The organism is Actinoplanes sp. NPDC026623 (genome assembly GCF_040638275.1).
In the GTDB taxonomy this organism is placed as follows: domain Bacteria; phylum Actinomycetota; class Actinomycetes; order Mycobacteriales; family Micromonosporaceae; genus Actinoplanes.
The window spans coordinates 1-16,435 of record NZ_JBEZXZ010000198.1; the positions used below are offsets into that span (position 1 = coordinate 1).

Here is a 16,435-nt window from a genome sequence, read left to right on the forward strand (position 1 = left end):
CCCACCCCACCCGCGCCGCCGTCCGCAGCACGAATGCCCGCCGCGCCACGAGCGGCCACCCCACCCGCGCCGCGCCCAGCACCACAAATGCCCGCCGCACCGCCAGCGGCCACTCCACCCACGTCATCCGCCGCACCACGCGTGTCTGCCGGGCCGCGAGCGGTCACCCCGCCCGTGCCGCGCCCCGCACCACGAATCCCCACCCCACCCGCAGCACCCTCTGCACGACGAAGGCCTGCCGCACCGCCAGCGGCCACCCCACCCGCGCCGCGCCCAGCAACACAAATACCCACCCCACCCGCAGCACCCCGAAGGCCCGCCGCACCGCCAACGGCCACCCCACCGGCGTCGGCCTCTGCACCACGAAGCCCTTCCACTCCGCGGCCTGGTCTCGCACCGCAGCCGAACCAGCCGCCACAGCACCCGACGGCACCGATCCCGGCACCGATCCGACAACCCCGATCAACCCAATCACCAGCCGCCCACCACCACCGGCAGAACACCCCTCCCCGCAGACACCGCCACCCCCGACATCACCTCAGCAGCCCTGGACGACATCACACGCACCGACAACACCGACCATCGCGATGCCGCCGCAGTGCGTGCCACCACCAGCTCACGACGGACCCGCCGGGGCAGAGAGTCAGCCAGCAACGACCCGACGGGCGCGACCGACACCCTCCCCAGCCACCCCGCCGCCAGCACGACCGACACCCTCCCCAGCCACCCCAGCCACCCCACCGGTGAGGCTTCCGGCGTCACCTCGGCCGCGATCGGGTCCCGGCGGGTACTCCCTGAATGAAGGTGGCCACTGCGAGACAGTGGGCACGGTGACACTCGGCCATTTCCGGCAAGCCCGGGTCCGCGACGATCACCGTGCGAACGCCAGCTCAAAGCCCAACAGAACCCATCTCCCGTCATACCGATATTCGATACCTGCGCGATGGGTGAAACGGGCCAGCCCGCGATGGGTGAAACGGGTCGCCTCGCGAGGGACTAAACAGACCGCCTCGCGAGGCGTTAACCGGGTCGCCTCGCGAGGAGTTAACCGGGTCGCTGCAGCGTGGGTGAAATGTGCGGCGCGGATGGTTCGCCGCGATCGTGCGTCTCCGGAATGCAGATATCGGAGACCAATTTTTGACGACGCGAAATATGCACTCACATCGGCCGCCAGCGAGCGCCCGCCACGCAGTCAGGCGTTGTCGCCTTGGCCTGCGCTTCGCACGGTCGCCATGAGGCGTGCCGGCCCGGGTGCAAGGTTGACTTTGACGACAGGGCCGTTTGGCTCTCTATCGATCATGATCCGCTGGGACAGAAGCTAGTGCGTCCAGCCGATGAAGCGGTCGAACAGCTCCGACGGCGGGCCCTGGGGCAGGTCGGGTATCGCCTCGTCCATGTTGGCCCACATGAGGATGGCAAGCTGCACCCGATCCATCTCCCCCGCCAGGCGCTCGCGCGCCGGATCGCAGGGCCAAGGGTTGCCGCAGGACCGGCAGTCCCAGGACGGCCGCTCGGCGGCATGGTCCCCCGCATCCCCGATCTCACTCACCGAGCCGGCCCACGGGTGCGCGGTTCGCCGTCGAGGCCGGCCCTGCCGCGGGTGGTCCGGTGGCATCCCCCCGGCCTAATCGACGGGTGCCCATCGCGCGGCCCGGCCCGGCGGGCACCTCGGGGAGCGCGGAGGCGCCGCGGGCCGCCACCCGGTTCGTCCATAGGGGATGCGCCGGATCCGGGCGGGTGGAAGGCATCTTCCGCCTCGAGCTGTGCCGCACATTGCCCCTTCCGTGGAGGGATCCAGGTCCCTCCGCCGCCCGCTAGCCGTGCAGTCATTTTGCGCACGCAATTTGATCTGGTCAATGACAGTGAGGCATTTCGCTCTCACAAACGGTCACCACAAGCCGGCGATCAAGGTGACCGGGTAGTGCAGAATGCCTGCGTGGACAGTCCGACGTTCGTGAGGTTCCAGCTCGGCGCCCAGCTCCGCCGGCTGCGAGACGAAGCCAAGCTGACGGCCGAGCGCGCCGCCGCGGTCATCGAGGTCTCGCCCAGCACCCTGCGCCGGATCGAATCCGGCCGGGTGGGCATCAAGGGTCCGGCCCTCGGCGCGCTGCTCGGTGAGTACGGGGTCACCGAGCCGGAGCTGCGCGAGACCCTGCTGACGATGGCGCGCGAGGGCAAGCAGCGCGGATGGTGGGCGAAGTACAGCGACCTGCCGCAGGTGTACCGCCAGTACATCGGCCTGGAGTCGGCGGCCGACGAGATGCAGAACTTCGAGACCATCGTCGTGCCCGGCCTGCTGCAGACCGAGGCGTACGCGCACGCGATCACCAGCCGGGAGGCCTCGCAGCCGACGCCGGACGCCATCGCCCAGCGCGTCGCCGTACGCATGGAGCGCCAGAAGCTGATCACCAGCGGCCGGCTGCGCTTCGTCGCCGTCATGGACGAGGCGGTCCTGCACCGCCAGATCGGGGGCGCGGACGTCATGTACGAGCAGCTTTCGGCCATGCTCGAGGCCGCCGAGCTGCGAAACGTCACGCTGCAGGTGATTCCGTTCCGGGAGGGCGCGTACGCCTCGATGCTGTCAAGCTTCGCCATCCTCATCTTTCCGGACATCCCAGGAGTGGTTTACATCGAGGGGCTCACCGGGGACCTCTACGCCGAGGGCGACGACGTGCAGCGATGTACCACAGTGTTCAACGACCTGCGCTCTTCCGCGTTGTCGCCAACTGCCTCAACTGCGATGATCAGGAAGATCCGCGACGCGGAGCACCAGCCATAGGAGTCATGATGCTCGACCAAAACTGGCGTAAGAGCACGCGCAGCGGCGGTAACGGCCAGTGCGTCGAGGCCCGTCACCGTCCGGACGGAACCGTGCAGGTGCGGGACAGCAAGGACAGGACCGGCCCGGTGCTCACCTTCACCGCCGGCGGGTGGACCGCCTTTCTCGACGGCGCACGACGGGGCGAGTTCAGCCGCTGATCGGCGGCGGGGCGGCGCCGGGGATCCGCGCGATCGTCACCGTGTCCTCGACGTGGTTCCGCTCGAGGACAAGGCGTTGATCCGGGCGATACAGCCACAGCAGCGCGGCCGTCGCCAGGATGGCCTCCACCCGGTCGGACGTCTCGGACGCGCTCAGCAGCACGCTCGGAAGCGAGAGGCTGCCCCAGGTGATGATCACGTCACCGTCGTCGCGCAGGTAATCCTCGATCGCGCGCCCGCCGCACCGTTCGGTGCGGATCACCAGGTCCCGGGGCACCGACGCCCATGCGACGGAGGCGTCGCGCTCCTGCGGAAATCGTTGAAGGCTCGCCCGGTCGACCTGCCGGTGTTCGTCGAAACTCAGGAGGCGCACCCCGGGACGCCCCACCCACATCAGCAGCCGCGGGTCCTCGGCCGGGGCGCGAACCACCCTGACCAGGGATCGCGGCAACCGGTGGACGTCGGTGGCACAGAACTCGCCGGCAGTCACGGTCGGGCGGCGCCATCCCCCCTGGAAGGGCGCCGCCCGAACTCCGTGCCGCGGACTACTTGGTCGCGCCCGCGGTGAGGCCGGACTGGATCTGCCGCTGGAAGAACGCGTACACGATGATCATCGGCAGGATGGAGAGGGTGAGGGCCGCGAAAAGCGCGGCCCAGTTGGCCTGATAGCCCGCCGAGACCGAGATGTTCGCGATGCCCTGGGTGAGCACCCACTTCTTCTCGGCTCCCGCGCCCTGCATGATCGCGATCGGCAGCAGGTACTGGTTCCACTGGCCGACGATGTTGAAGATCGTGATGCTGACCAGGCCGGACTTGGCCATCGGCAGCATCACCTGGAAGAACAGCCGGGTGTGCGAGGCGCCGTCGACGATCGCGGCCTCGGCGATCTGGTTCGGCAGCGTCTTGAAGAACGCCGTCATGAAGAAGACCGTGAACGGCAGCGAGTAGGCGATGTAGACCAGGATCAGGCCGGTGTAGGTGTTCAGCAGGCCGAGGTTCTGCAGGATCAGGAACAGCGGCACCAGGGCCAGGAAGACCGGGAAGGCCAGGCCCGAGACGAACAGGTAGTAGATGAAGCGGTTGCCGAAGAACCGGTACCGGGCCAGCACGTAGGCGGCCATCGAGCCGAACAGCATCGTGCCGGCGGTGCTGATCGCCACCACGAAGACGCTGTTGAGGAAGTAGCGCCCGACGTTCGCCTCGCTCCACGCCGTCTTGTAGCTCTCGAAGGAGAGCTGGCTGGGCAGGCTGAACGGCGCGTGCGTGAAGATCTCGGTGTTGCTCTTGAACGACGCGAGGATCACCCAGATCAGCGGCGCGATGACCATGATGCCCCAGATCGCCAGGGCGACATGGGCGAAGCCGCTGAACAGCTTGATCTCGCGCTTCTCGCGGCCCGCTTCCGTGGTGTGGCGCGAGCCGGCGCGCGACGCCTTGCCCTGCGGGGTGACCGTGCTGTCGGAACTCATCAGGTTTGTCATCGTAGGCTCCCGGTCCGGCTCACAGCTCGATCGCGTCGCGCCGGGTGACCCGCAGGGTCAGCGCCGCGAACGTGATGGTGAGGAAGAACAGCACGACGCCCATGGCCGAGGCGTAGCCGAACTGCGCGTAGTTGAAGGCGTTGCGGTAGATCTCGAGGCCGAGCACCGTGGTCGCGCCGTCCGGGCCGCCGCTGTCCACCGACATGATGCTGACGAGGGCGAACGCGTCGAAGGCGGCGATGCCGAGGTAGACCCAGGCGACCTGCATGGTGTTCCACAGCAGCGGCAGCGTCACCTTGAAGAACAGCGTGCCGCGGGTGGCGCCGTCGAGCGCCGCGGCCTCGTAGATCTCGGTCGGGATGGAGCCCATGCCCGCGGAGAAGAGCACCACGTAGAAGCCGACGGCCTGCCAGATGAGCACCGCCAGGATCGACCACAGCGCCAGGTGCTTGTCCGCCAGGAACAGCACCGGGCCGGTGCCCAGCTGGTTCAGCATGCCGTTGATCAGGCCACTGTCGTCGGGCGCGTAGACCCGGGAGAAGATGACCGCCACCAGGGCCAGGGCCAGCAGCTGCGGGAAGAAGAAGATCACCCGGTAGAACTTCGAGCCCCAGACCCCGCGGGTACGGCCGCCCTTGGACCCGCCGCCCACGTTGAGCAGGAACGCGAAGAAGAGCGCCAGGATGATCGTGATCAGCGGGAGGAAGACCAGCAGCAGGACGTGGTGCCGGATCGCCTTCCAGAAGGTGTCGTCGTGGAACAGCTTCACGAAGTTGTCGAAGCCGATGTAGCTGACGTCCGGCGAGAAACCCCGCCAGTTGGTGAACGACAGCTGGAACGCCTGGACGTACGCCGCAATCACGAACGTCGCATAGATGGCCACCGGCACGATCAGGAAGCCAATGATGAACGGGTACCTGCCGTGCTTCATGGTTCTCTTGCTCCGTTCGTGATTGCGGATACGTCTTTCAGCGGTGGATCAGCGGGAGAACTTCTCGATCGAGGAGTCCGCCTTGATCGCGTCGGCGGCCTTCTGCATCCGCGTGACGAACTTGTCGGCGGTGCCACCCTGGTAGAACAGCTCGTTCGTGGCGGCGCGAAGCTCGTCGTCCAGCTTCTTGTACCAGGTGTCGAAGCGGAAGCTGAAGGTGTCCGCGCCAGCCGCACCGAGGGCCTTGTTGCCCGAGGTGAGGCCGGGGCTGATCTCCATGCCGTCGGTGGCGCCCGCGACGACGGTCAGCGTCTTGGTGAGCTGCGTGAAGCCGATGGCGCCGGCCTTCGACAGCATGTGACGCAGGTACTCCATGCCGCCCCGCGGGTTCTTGCCCTTGCTGGCGACGAAGTACTGCTCGCCGGCCGCGGCGTAGAGCGCGGTGACGGGCAGCTTGTCGGCGGCGGTGACGCTCGGGATCGGCATGAGCTGGTAGTCGAAGCCGGCCGGGGTGTCCTTGGCCTGCTCGTTCTCGAGCCAGGATCCGGACGGGTAGAGGCCGACCTTGTACTGGTTGTGCTGGAGCTGAACCTCGGTGTGCTTGAGTCCGAGGAACGCCTTGTTGGAGTACTTGGCGCCGACCTCGGCCCACGCGGTGGCGGCCTGCTTGACGGCGTCGTTCGTCCAGGCACCGTCCTCGAGGTTGTCGATGTTCTTCAGGATGTCGGCGCCACCGATCTTGGCGGCGCTGGTGAGGAGCACCGTGTACATGTAGTACGGCGCGTTCGCACCGGCGTAGCCGAAGGGCGTGATGCCCTTGCCCTTCATCTTCTCGAGCAGCGCGGTGAAGTCCGCCCAGGTCGTCGGCGCGGTCCAGCCGTTGTCCTTGAACAGCTTGCCCGAGTACCAGAGACCGAAGACGGTGAAGGCGTAGTTCAGGACGTACGGCTTGTCCTTGAACGTGCCCTGCTCGACCGTGCCGGGGATCAGGGTGTCCTTGACGGTCTTGCCGGCGATGTCCAGCGACGGGGCCGCGAACAGGTCGGTCAGGTCCTGGACCTGGCCGGCCTGGACGAGGGCGCCCTGGTCCATCAGCTTCGAGCCGGAGTTGTTGACCATGTCCGGGGGGTTGCCCGCGGTGAACCGCGGCTGCACGACCGTCGCGATCTCCTCGGCCTGGCTGAACGCGACCTTGGATTTCGGGAACAGCTTGTTGTAGGACGGGATGTGCACGTCGGTCGCGTACTTGGTGCCGAGGCCGCCGTTGAAGATCACGATCTCCAGCGGCTCATCCTCCTTGATGCCCAGCGGGTTGGTCGCGGACACCGTGCCGGCCGGCTTCTCGGCGTTGTCGTCCTTGTCGTCGCCGCCGCCGACGCAGGCGCTCAGCATCGTGACGGCGGGGGTGGCGAGCAGGCCGACGGCGGCGGCCCGGCGCAGCAGCGTGCGGCGGTCGACCTCAGGCTTAAAAATCTCGGACATTCACTTCTCCTCTGGGTGTTGATGCGGTGCTAGTCAGCCCTTTACGGCGCCAGCCGTCAGGCCCGTTGCGATGTTGCGCTGGATGATCAAGAAGAAGATGACCACCGGGAGGGCGGTCAAGATCGACCCAGCCATGAGCGGGCCCCAGAAGGTGCCACGGCTCGTCTGGTTCTGCAACAGCCAGGCCATCAGGTTCTGGTGCGCCTGGTCGTTCAGTGTGTTGATGATGATGAATTCGTTCCAGGCCTGGATGAAGCCGTACACCGAGGTCGCGACCAGGCCGGGGCCGGTAAGCGGCAGGATGATCTTCCAGAAGATCTGGAAGCGGCTGGCGCCGTCGATCGCGGCGGCCTCGTCCAGCTCGCGCGGGATCGCGCTGATGAAGCCGCGCAGCGTCCAGACCGTGTACGGCAGGATCAGCACGACGTAGACCAGCGCGATGCCCAGCAGGCTGTTGGTGAGATCCGCCTTCTGCAGCATCAGGAAGAGCGGAATCAGGATCGCGACGAACGGCACCATCTGTACCGACAGGACGACGAGGATGATCGCCTTACGGCCGTAGAACCGGAACCGGGCGATGGCCAGCGCCGCGAGGAAGCCGACGAGCAGCGCGCCGACGACCGCGCTGCACGTGATGATCACGCCGTTGACCAGGTTCCCCTGGAAGTGCGGGGCGTTGAAGGCCGACTTGAAGTTGTCCAGCGTGAACGTGTGCGGGAAGAACGTGGGATCGAACTGGAGGATCTCCGGCGCCGGCTTGAACGCGGTGTTGACGACCCAGTAGACCGGGAAGAACATCACGATCGCGAAGAGCACCCCGAGCGTGTTCGCGGCGATCGTGCCGGCCGCGCTGCGGCCGACGGTCGGCGTGTCCGACTCGCGGGACTTGCGGCGCCGCTTGCGTACGGCGGTCTGCGGTGCGGTGGCGACCATCAGTCCACGTCTCCGATCTTGAACATCTGGCGCATGTAGAACGCCATCACGCCGAGCAGCATGAGCACCGTGACGACCGCGGCGGCCGAGCCCAGACCGTAGTTGTTGTTCTTGAACGCCGTGCTGTAGGCCCAGGTCGCGAGCACCTGGTACTCCTCCTCGGGCCGGCCGTTGCGCACGACGTAGACCTGGGTGAAGAGGCCGAAGTTCCAGATCACCGAGAGCGTCGTGACGATGATCAGCAGCGGCTTGAGGATCGGGATCGTGATCGAGCGCAGCGTCTGCCAGGCGGAGGCACCGTCGACGGTGGCCGCCTCGAGCAGCTCCTTGGGCACCTGGGTGAGGCCGGCGTTGAGGGTGATCGCGATGAAGGGGATGCCGGCCCAGACCACGATCGCGGTGATCACGATCCAGCCCTGTATCGGGTCGGCGAACCAGCTGTGGTTGGCGAAGTCGACGCCGGGCAGCAGGTCGATCAGGTAGTTCAGGACGCCGAAGTCGGAGTCGACGAGCCAGCGGAAGGTCTGCGTGGCGACCAGCTGCGGCATGGCCCAGACGAACATCATCGCGACGATCATGGCGATCCGCACGCTCGGCGCGACCCGGCGCATCAGCAGCGCGACGGCGAGCCCGAGGATCACCGTGATCAGCACCGACGCCACGGTGAACGCGACCGTGCGGGCGACGACCTCGTAGAAGGTCTGGTTCGTGAAGATCTTGACGTAGTTGGCGAGGCCGATGTTCTCCGGCGGCAGGTTGCCGAACAGCTGGCGCAGCCCGAGGCTCTGGAACGACAGGATGACCATCCGGACCAGTGGGTAGCCCAGCAGTCCGGCGAGCAGCAACAGGGCGGGCAGGGTGAGCGCGAGGGGCGCGAACCCGGCTCTCGTTGCCGAACGACGCCTGCCCTTGGCGCGCCCATCCGCCGGGTCCGGCGCCGCCGGCTGCTGCACCGGGGCGGACGGGGAGTCGACGACGGTCATCGGTCCCTTACCTCTCTTACGTGGTCAGTGAGGTGCCGGGTCGTGCCGCCCGCCCGGGGGCGGGCGGCACGATCTCGTCAGCTGGCGTTGAGGATCTCGTTGATCTTCGCGTCGGCTTCCTTGGCGGCGTCGGGCACCGTTGCCTTACCGGTGGCGATGCTCGCCAGCATGTTCTGCAGCACGTTCGCCGACTCGACGTCCGACCACTTCGGCGCCATCGGGACGAACCAGGTCTCCTTGGCGGCCTGCGCGGTCGCCTCGTTGCCCTTAACGGCCGCGGCCTTGTCCAGCAGGGTGGTCGCGTTGGGCAGGACACCCTTGGCGATCAGGCCCTCCTGGGACTTGGTGTCGGTGAAGATCTGGGCCCACTTGGCGGCCAGGTCGGCGTTCGGGCTCTTCGCCGTGACGGCGACGTCCGAACCGCCGAGGAAGGACGGGATGCCGGGCAGCGGCGCGGTCGCGACCTTGCCGTTGACCTTCGTCTTGACCTTCGCCGAGGCGGGGTCGTTGGGGTCCTTCGGCTGCTCCTGCACCGCGCCGAGCTCCCAGCCGTTGCCGTAGATCATGCCGGACTTGCCCTGCGCGTAGACCGCGTCCTGGTCGCTCTCGTCCTTGGTCGGGTCACCGCTGGAGTAGGTCTTGGCCAGCTCGGCCCACTTGGTGAGGCCCTGCTGTGCGGCCGGCTCGGAGAGCGTGCCGACCCACTTGTCGCCGTCCTTCTTGGCGATGTCGCCGCCGTTGCCATGCACCCACGCCATCGCGGCGTACCAGTACTTGCCCGGCATGTAGAAGGCGGAGAACTGCTTGTCGGCGCCGTTCTTCTCCTTGAGGACCTTGGCGGCGTTGATCAGCTCGTCGTAGGTCTTCGGCGGGGTCAGGCCGGCCTTGGTGTAGAGGTCCGTGCGGTAGAGCAGGACCCGAGCGCCGGCGTAGTACGGCACGCAGTAGGTCTTGCCGTCGAGCTCACACGGCGCGGAGAGGCCGGTCAGCCACTGGGCCGAGTTCTCGAACTGCGGCTTGTCCAGCGGCGCGAAGGCTCCGTTGAAGACGTACTTCGGCATCTCGGTGTTGCCCAGCTCGACCACGTCGGGGACGTCGCTGCCGGCCAGGGTGGTGTCGAGCTTGGCCAGGTGGTCGGTCCACTGCTGGTAGTCGACCTGCACCTGGGCGCCGGTGGCCGCGGTGAACCGCTCGTTGGCCTGCTTGACGACCTCGGGCCACCCGGACTGGGCGTCCACCATCAGCCAGACCTTGATGGTCTTGCCGGCGCCGTTGACCGATGCGTTGGCGTTGGGGGTGTCGCTGCTGTCGCTGCTCGAGCCGCACGCGGCGGCACCGACGAGCGTCGCGGCGAGCGCCGCGGCAACCGCGATTCTGCGCTTCACGCTATTCCTCCTGGACAAATATGAAGATGCGATGGGGGATTTCGTTTTCACGGAGCGGAGCTACCGTCCTTGACGGCTTTGTGGCCGTGGACGGCTTGGGCGGTGCGCTGGAAGGCCGCGTGCGAACGTTCGTGGGTCCGCTGGGCGACGGCGACATAAAGCAGATCGAGGACGACCAGTTGCGGGTGGCGCGCGGAGAGCGCGTCCGGCCGGAAGGTCGTCGCCTGGGTGGCGGTGAGCAGCACGATGTCCGCGAGCTCGGCCAGCGGCGAGCGCGGGAAGCTGGTGAGTGCGATGGTGGTGGCGCCGCGGCTGCTGGCCTCGGCGAGCAGCTCGATCGTCTCGCCGGTCTCGCCGCTGTGCGAGATGCCGAGGGCGACGTCGCCGGAGCGCGAGAGCGCGGCGCTGGCCAGGCCGTTGTGCACGTCGGTCCAGGCCCAGGCCGCGACGCCGATGCGGTGCAGGCTGAACTGCATCTCCTCGCCGACCAGCGCGCTGCCGCTGGCGCCGAAGATGTTGACCCGCGGCGCGACGGCGATGGCCACGGCGGCCCGCTCCACCTCGGCGAGGTCGAGCAGCGAGGCCGTGTCGTGCATGGCCCGGGTGTCGGCGGCCATGATCTGGCCGAGGACGCGCTCGAGCGGGTCGCTGGGCTGGATCTCGCGGCCGATGTCGACGGTCCAGCCGGACGCGCGGGCCCGGCCGGTCTCCGCCGCGATGCCGAGGCGCAGATCCGCGTAGCCGTCGAAGCCGAGCGCCCGGCAGAACCGGGTCACGGTGGCCGGCGAGGTGCCGCTGCGCTCGGCGAGCTCGACGATGGTTGCCCGGGAGGCGGCGGCCGGGTCGGTGAGCACCTGCTCGGCGACGCGCTGCAGGGCGCCGGTGAACTCCGGTAGCAGGGTGCGTACCCGTACCAGCACTCCGTCGGAGTTGTTGCTCATCACGATGTGCTGGACCTGATCGCGCGCCAGCGAGTCGACGACCGCGGTCGATGCGGCGCCGTCTGCGTCTGGCTCGACCATGGGCCGTCCCTTCATAAGGAGTGTTTACTGTCGCGGTAAAAGTTCTTACTTTCTGACCCCTCGTGTCAAGACCGTGGGCGAAGTTTTCAAACCGTTACCAAGGGCACGCCCATGAATGCGTGCCCCCGCTCGCCGGTTGACCCGCGTCGATCCGCATATGGCCGTTACGGCGTGACAGCCATCACATGAGAGGGTTAAAACCGATTTATCCCTCGACCTTTCGGCCACTGGGCGCCAGCGATCGGTTGATCAACGATCATCCGTTCGAAGGACGTGGCGGTCAACGCGAAGCGCCCCCGCCGGCGGCGAGGGCGCTTCGAAAAACGGGCACGGCCTTGGCAATAATTCTGCCCAGAACCGGTTAAGAGCTTTCGCGGACCGCCTGGGCGAAGACCTCGGAGCGGTGCTCGAAGTTGCGGAACCGCCCGTAACTCGGTGCCGCCGGGGACAGCAGCACCACCCCGCCGGGCGGCGTGAGCTTGCGCGCCAGCCGCACCGCGGACGGCAGATCCTCGGCCTCCTCGGTGCGCACGCCGGGCAGCCCGGCCAGCTCCCGCAGGATCCGCGGCCCGCTGTCCGGCAGGCCGATCACGATGATCTCGAGGCCCCGCAGATGCTCCCGCAGCGGCGCATAGTCCAGGCCGCGGTCGGTGCCGCCGACGAGCAGGGTCAACGGCCTTCCCTCGTACGCGTCGACGGCGTGCATCGCCGCGTAGGGGCTCGTGGAGAGGGTGTCGTCGACGAACGTCAGCCCCGACGGGTCCTCGATCTCCGCGAGCCGGTGCGGCAGCCCCTCGAACGACTCCACCGCCTGGCGCAGCTCGTCCTTGAGGCCGGCCACGTCGATGCCCATTCCGTCCAGCACGGCCAGCGCCACGCACAGGTTGCGCCCGTTGTGCCGCCCCCGCAGCCGCAGCGCCGTACGCGGGAAGAGCGCCTCGTCGCTGCAGTAGACGAGATCGTCGTCGTCGATCCGGAAGCGGGAGTCGCCGCTGGCCGCCGGCACCGCCGCGAAGCCGTTGGCGTCGCGGGCCCGCAGCGTCTCGGTCACCAGCCGCTCGTCCGCGCCGTTGATGACGATCAGCTCGGGGCCGTGCGCGAGCAGGTTGAGCTTGTCTCGGTAGTACTCCCGCTCGCCGCCGTGCGCGTCCAGGTGCTCCGGGAACAGCGAGGTGACCACCGCGACCCGCGGCGAGTCGGTCAGGTCGCTGCACTGATAGCTGGACAGCTCGAGCACGTACTGCTGCGCCGGCGGCAGGTCGAGCAGCGGCACGCCGATGTTGCCGCCGAAGACGTTCGGCCGGCCGGCCGCCGCCAGCAGGTGGCTGATCATGCTCGCCGTGGTGCTCTTGCCCTTGCTGCCGGTGACACCGACCGTCCGGCCGGCGTGGTCGGCCATCCAGAGCGCGCTGCCGCCGGTCACGGTGACCCCGCGGGAACGCAGCTCGGCCATCCACGGGTGGGTCTGCGGCACCCCCGGGGAGCGCACCACCACGTCGGCGGCGACCAGCGCGGCGAACGCATGATCACCACCGGCCAGCGGCGCCAGCGCGGCCAGCTCGCCCTCCCAGGGCACGGAGAGGAAGTTCGCGCTGTCGTCCACCGCGATCAGGCGCGACGGGCCGTGCGCGGCGACGGCCACGACAGCGGCGCGGCCCTCGCGCCCGGTACCCCAGACGGCCACGGAACGTCCGCGCAGGTCGGTCAGGCGCACTTTTCGTCTCCCTCGGTCGCGTCGCACTAGTATGGCTCGCTGGTCCGACGACGGGAGCTTCCGGGTGCACGAGCAGTTCGAGGTCATGCGGTTCCCCGCATACAGGTTCGATCCGGCGACGGGAGTCGCGGAGTTCGACTACCTGCTCGACGGCCCGACGCCGCTGGAGTTCACCGAGACGATCACCTTCCCGGTGGCCGCCGGCCCGCCGCCGGAGCACTTCCTGCGGGTGCTCGACCTGCTGCACGTCGTGGCGGGGGTGAGCTACTACAAGGTCGGCGCCCCCGCGCGCATCGAGGCGCCGTCCGCGGTCCCGGCCGAGGCCGCCGCGCTGTTCACGGCCGTATACACCGAGGGCCTCGGCGAGTACGCCTACGTCAACCGGCTGCCGCACGTCCTCGGCCTGTCGGTGCTGGTCCCCGGCGTCTCGGCCGCCGCCCCGGCGGTGGACAACGCGCTCGGCCGCCCGCTTTCGGCCGTCGGTGGCGGAAAGGACTCGATCGTCACGCTCGAGATCCTGCGCGCCGCCGGGCTCGACCCGGTGCCGTTCTCGGTCAACCCCAACCCGGTGATCGTCAACGTCAACGCCGCCTCCGGGCTGACCGCGCTCGCCGCCCGCCGCCGGCTCGACCCCCGCCTGTTCGAGCTCAACAAGGCCGGCGCGCTGAACGGGCACATCCCGGTCACCGCGATCAACTCGCTGATCGCGATCGGCACCGCGGCGCTGCACGGGCTGGGCCCGGTGGTGATGTCGAACGAGCGCTCGGCCTCCGACCCGAACCTGATCTGGAACGGTCACGAGATCAACCACCAGTGGTCCAAGGGCCTCGCCGCCGAGGGGCTGCTGCGGGCCGCGGTCACGGCGCACACCGGGCTGACCGAGCCCTACTTCTCGCTGCTGCGGTCGCTGTCGGAGCTGCACATCGCCCAGCTGTTCGCCCGGCACACCAGCTACGACGACGTGGTGACCAGCTGCAACAAGGCGTTCAAGCTGCACGACCCGACGGCACGCTGGTGCGGCGACTGCCCCAAGTGCCGCTTCGTCGCGCTGGCGATGGCGCCGTCGATGCCGCGCGAGCGGCTCACCCACATCTTCGGCCGCGACCTGTTCGCGGACCCCGCGCAGGTGCCGGGCTACCTGGAACTGCTCGGCATCGACGCGCACAAGCCGTTCGAGTGCGTCGGCGAGGTCGAGGAGTCACTGGTCGCGCTGACGATGCTCGGCGACGACCCGCAGTGGGCCGGCGCGCCGGTGATCGTGGCGCTGCGCGCGGCCGTCCCGGCCGAGGCGTGGGCCGCGGCGTCGCGCGACGAGGTGCTGACGCCCAGCGGCCGGACCTTCGTGCCGGCGACGTACGCGAAGGTCCTGGCCGCCGCGCTGGACTAGCGCTACTCGGGGAAGTCGTGGTGGATGCGGTCCGGCGCGACGCCGAGGCCCCGCAGCGCCGCGCTGGTCGCGGCCAGCATCGACGGCGGCCCGGCCAGGTAGACCTCGTGCTCCGACCACTCCCCGTACTCGGCGACCGCGTCGGTGACCAGGCCGGAGGCGTACTGGTCGGCGTCGCCCTCGGAGATCACCGGGACCACCGTCGCCCGGCGGCAGGCCCCGGCGATCGCCGCTACGTCCTCGATGTCGTACAGCTCGGCCAGGTTGCGGGCGCCCCAGAAGAGCACCGCCGAGCGCCGGTCACCGGTCGCGGCGAGCTCGCTGAGCAGCGCCTTCAGCGGCGCGATCCCGGTGTCACCGGCGATCATCAGCAGGTCGCGGCCCGACCCGGGCAGGCCCATGTCGCCCTCGGCCGGGCCGAGCCGGACGGTGTCGCCGACCTGGGTGCGGTAGACCAGCGCGCCGCTGACCCCGGCCTCGCCCTTCGCCCGCACATGCAGCTCGACGATGTTGTCGCGGCGCGGATCCCCGCACAGCGAGTACGGCCGCCAGACCCCGGGCAGCTCGGAAACCTCGATGCGGGCGAACTGCCCGGGCCGGTACGGCATCGGCAGGTACGGCCGCAGCCGCAGCACCGCGAGATCGTCGCGCCGGCGCTCATGCCCGACGACCACGGCGGTCCACGCGACCGGCCGGTACGCGCCCGACGCCATCGCGTGCGCGATCCACTCGTACGCGTGGTCCCAGGTGGATCGCCAGGCCTCGTCGAAGTCCTGCCGCCAGCCGTTCGCGCCCAGGCCGGCCCGCATCGCCTCGGCGAGCGCGGCGCCGGCGAGCTGCAGCTGCTGCGGCAGCACCCCGCACTCGGCGAGCACCGCACCGAGCCGGCCGCACGCGGCGACCAGTTGCGGCGGCTGATCGAGGTTCTGCACCAGCCAGGTCAGCGCCTGGGCAAGCTGCTCGACCTGCCAGCCGGCCCCGCCGGGCAGCCTCGCGAACAGCGCGGGCTGGGCCTGCACGAGCGCGGCCCGCAGCCGCACGGCGACGTCCCCGGGGCCGCCGGCGAGCGACAGGCTGTCGCCGAGCAGCCGCTGAATCTGGTGCAGCGCGACGTCGTCGGCCGGGTTCATGCCGTCGGCGGGCGGCTCGGGGCGCACCCCGACCGGAGCGACCCCCGGCATCCGCACCTGGCCGAACGGGCTCACCGGCAGGACCGGTTCGCCGGCCCAGTGATGGCCGGGCGGGCGGGCACCGATGATCCCCGGAATCGGGCTTACCGGCTCCGTGCCGGACACCGGCACGCCACCGGCCCAGATTCCGCCGCCGGGGAGATGGGCCGGGTTGGGGCCTCCCGGCGGCCTAGCCGGTCCGGCCGTCGCGGGCGGCACGGCGCCGCCGGGCGGATAAGCCGGGTTGGGGCCTCCGGGCGGCCCGACCGGTCCGGCCGTCACGGGCGGCACAGGGCCGCCGGGAGGATAGGCCGGGTTGGGGCCTCCGGGCGGCCCGACCGGTCCGGCCGTCGCGGGCGGCACGGCGCCGCCGGGCGGGTAAGCCGGGTTAGGGCCTTGGCGTGGCCCCGCGGGTCCGGCCGTCGCGGGCGGCACGGCGCCGCCGGGCTCGCAGGGGTCGGCACCGGGCGCGGGGACACCTACAACGGAACCGGGCCCGCTCGGCGTGCCCGCACCGCCAGATCCGCCCGCACCGCCAGATCCGCCCGCACCGCCAGATCCGCCCGCACCACCAGATCCGCCCGCACCACCAGATCCGCCCGCACCACCAGATCCGCCCGCACCACCAGATCCGCCGGCACCACCAGATCCGCCCGCACGGCCGGATCCCGGGGAGCTCGTAGTGCCCGCGCCACCGGGAGTCCCGGCCGGCCCCGCCGGGCGGGTCGTGCGGGGACCGCCGGGAACCGGGCCGATCGAGGCCCGGAACTCCCCGGCCCGGTCGGCCTTCGCGCCCAGCCCCGTCTCCACCGGCTCGACCGGCTCGAGGTCGGCCCGCGGCGCCTCGCCGGCGGAGAGTTCGCGGAACGGATGTGCCGCCGGCAGCGCCGGCCGCGACGGCTCGGCAGGCAGCTCGATCGGCGAGGCCGGGAGATCCGCGGCGGCGGAGCCCGCGGGCCGGTCCGGGTG

General features: G+C 69.6%; 16 protein-coding genes and 1 pseudogene. 4 read left to right on the forward strand and 13 right to left on the reverse strand.

Annotated features, from left to right (window positions below):
- Positions 1–163: 163 nt before the first annotated feature.
- Both AB0F10_RS36825 and AB0F10_RS36830 read right to left on the reverse strand, forming a co-directional pair.
- On the reverse strand, positions 164–397 hold the full coding sequence (locus AB0F10_RS36825; protein WP_360636224.1) for a hypothetical protein: 234 nt from the start codon (positions 395–397) through the stop codon (positions 164–166).
- Positions 398–1,318: 921 nt separating this feature from the next.
- Positions 1,319–1,549, reverse strand: a complete 231-nt coding sequence (locus tag AB0F10_RS36830) for a hypothetical protein (protein WP_360636227.1) — start codon at positions 1,547–1,549, stop codon at positions 1,319–1,321.
- A gap of 387 nt (positions 1,550–1,936) precedes the next feature.
- Between AB0F10_RS36830 and AB0F10_RS36835 the strand changes: the two genes are divergently transcribed.
- Positions 1,937–2,779: a helix-turn-helix transcriptional regulator gene (locus AB0F10_RS36835; protein ID WP_360636230.1), complete on the forward strand. Its 843-nt coding sequence runs from the start codon at positions 1,937–1,939 to the stop codon at positions 2,777–2,779.
- 8 nt (positions 2,780–2,787) lie between these two features.
- Complete coding sequence (locus AB0F10_RS36840; RefSeq protein ID WP_360636268.1) at positions 2,788–2,979, forward strand: DUF397 domain-containing protein; 192 nt, start codon at positions 2,788–2,790, stop codon at positions 2,977–2,979.
- Here the strand turns inward: AB0F10_RS36840 and AB0F10_RS36845 are convergent.
- The 9 genes from AB0F10_RS36845 to murD all read right to left on the reverse strand — a co-directional run bounded on the left by AB0F10_RS36845 (position 2,969) and on the right by murD (position 12,910).
- A complete protein-coding gene (locus AB0F10_RS36845; RefSeq protein ID WP_360636233.1) occupies positions 2,969–3,469 on the reverse strand; it encodes a hypothetical protein in 501 nt (166 codons plus the stop codon). The two genes, AB0F10_RS36840 and AB0F10_RS36845, sit on opposite strands and share 11 nt — an antisense overlap.
- Before the next feature lie 55 nt (positions 3,470–3,524).
- Positions 3,525–4,448, reverse strand: coding sequence for a carbohydrate ABC transporter permease (locus AB0F10_RS36850; RefSeq protein WP_360636236.1), 924 nt, complete (start codon positions 4,446–4,448; stop codon positions 3,525–3,527).
- A gap of 31 nt (positions 4,449–4,479) precedes the next feature.
- A complete protein-coding gene (locus AB0F10_RS36855) occupies positions 4,480–5,391 on the reverse strand; it encodes a sugar ABC transporter permease (protein WP_360636239.1) in 912 nt (303 codons plus the stop codon).
- Between the two features lie 48 nt (positions 5,392–5,439).
- Positions 5,440–6,873, reverse strand: coding sequence for an N-acetylglucosamine/diacetylchitobiose ABC transporter substrate-binding protein (ngcE, locus tag AB0F10_RS36860; RefSeq protein ID WP_360636242.1), 1,434 nt, complete (start codon positions 6,871–6,873; stop codon positions 5,440–5,442).
- 33 nt (positions 6,874–6,906) lie between these two features.
- A complete protein-coding gene (locus AB0F10_RS36865; protein WP_360636247.1) occupies positions 6,907–7,806 on the reverse strand; it encodes a carbohydrate ABC transporter permease in 900 nt (299 codons plus the stop codon).
- Entirely contained in the window at positions 7,806–8,789 is a 984-nt protein-coding gene (locus AB0F10_RS36870) for a sugar ABC transporter permease (RefSeq protein WP_360636250.1), read from the reverse strand. Before AB0F10_RS36870 ends, AB0F10_RS36865 begins: the two co-directional genes overlap by 1 nt.
- A gap of 77 nt (positions 8,790–8,866) precedes the next feature.
- Positions 8,867–10,174 carry an extracellular solute-binding protein gene (locus AB0F10_RS36875; protein ID WP_360636253.1) on the reverse strand — a complete coding sequence of 436 codons (1,308 nt, stop codon included), beginning with the start codon at positions 10,172–10,174 and terminating at the stop codon, positions 8,867–8,869.
- Positions 10,175–10,221: 47 nt separating this feature from the next.
- On the reverse strand, positions 10,222–11,196 hold the full coding sequence (locus tag AB0F10_RS36880; RefSeq protein ID WP_360636256.1) for a MurR/RpiR family transcriptional regulator: 975 nt from the start codon (positions 11,194–11,196) through the stop codon (positions 10,222–10,224).
- 361 nt (positions 11,197–11,557) lie between these two features.
- Positions 11,558–12,910 (reverse strand): UDP-N-acetylmuramoyl-L-alanine--D-glutamate ligase, encoded by a 1,353-nt coding sequence (murD, locus tag AB0F10_RS36885; RefSeq protein ID WP_360636259.1) that lies wholly within the window; start codon positions 12,908–12,910, stop codon positions 11,558–11,560.
- Positions 12,911–12,995: 85 nt separating this feature from the next.
- Between murD and AB0F10_RS36890 the strand changes: the two genes are divergently transcribed.
- Positions 12,996–14,297: a hypothetical protein gene (locus tag AB0F10_RS36890; RefSeq protein ID WP_360636271.1), complete on the forward strand. Its 1,302-nt coding sequence runs from the start codon at positions 12,996–12,998 to the stop codon at positions 14,295–14,297.
- A 2-nt stretch (positions 14,298–14,299) separates the two neighbouring features.
- On the opposite strand, the gene AB0F10_RS36895 is transcribed toward AB0F10_RS36890, so the two are convergent.
- Both AB0F10_RS36895 and AB0F10_RS36900 read right to left on the reverse strand, forming a co-directional pair.
- Positions 14,300–15,592, reverse strand: coding sequence for a globin (locus tag AB0F10_RS36895; protein WP_360636262.1), 1,293 nt, complete (start codon positions 15,590–15,592; stop codon positions 14,300–14,302).
- A 353-nt stretch (positions 15,593–15,945) separates the two neighbouring features.
- A complete protein-coding gene (locus AB0F10_RS36900; RefSeq protein ID WP_360636265.1) occupies positions 15,946–16,125 on the reverse strand; it encodes a hypothetical protein in 180 nt (59 codons plus the stop codon).
- 23 nt (positions 16,126–16,148) lie between these two features.
- Here AB0F10_RS36900 and AB0F10_RS36905 point away from each other — a divergent pair.
- Positions 16,149–16,435, forward strand: a pseudogene (locus tag AB0F10_RS36905) (hypothetical protein); the annotation flags it as partial.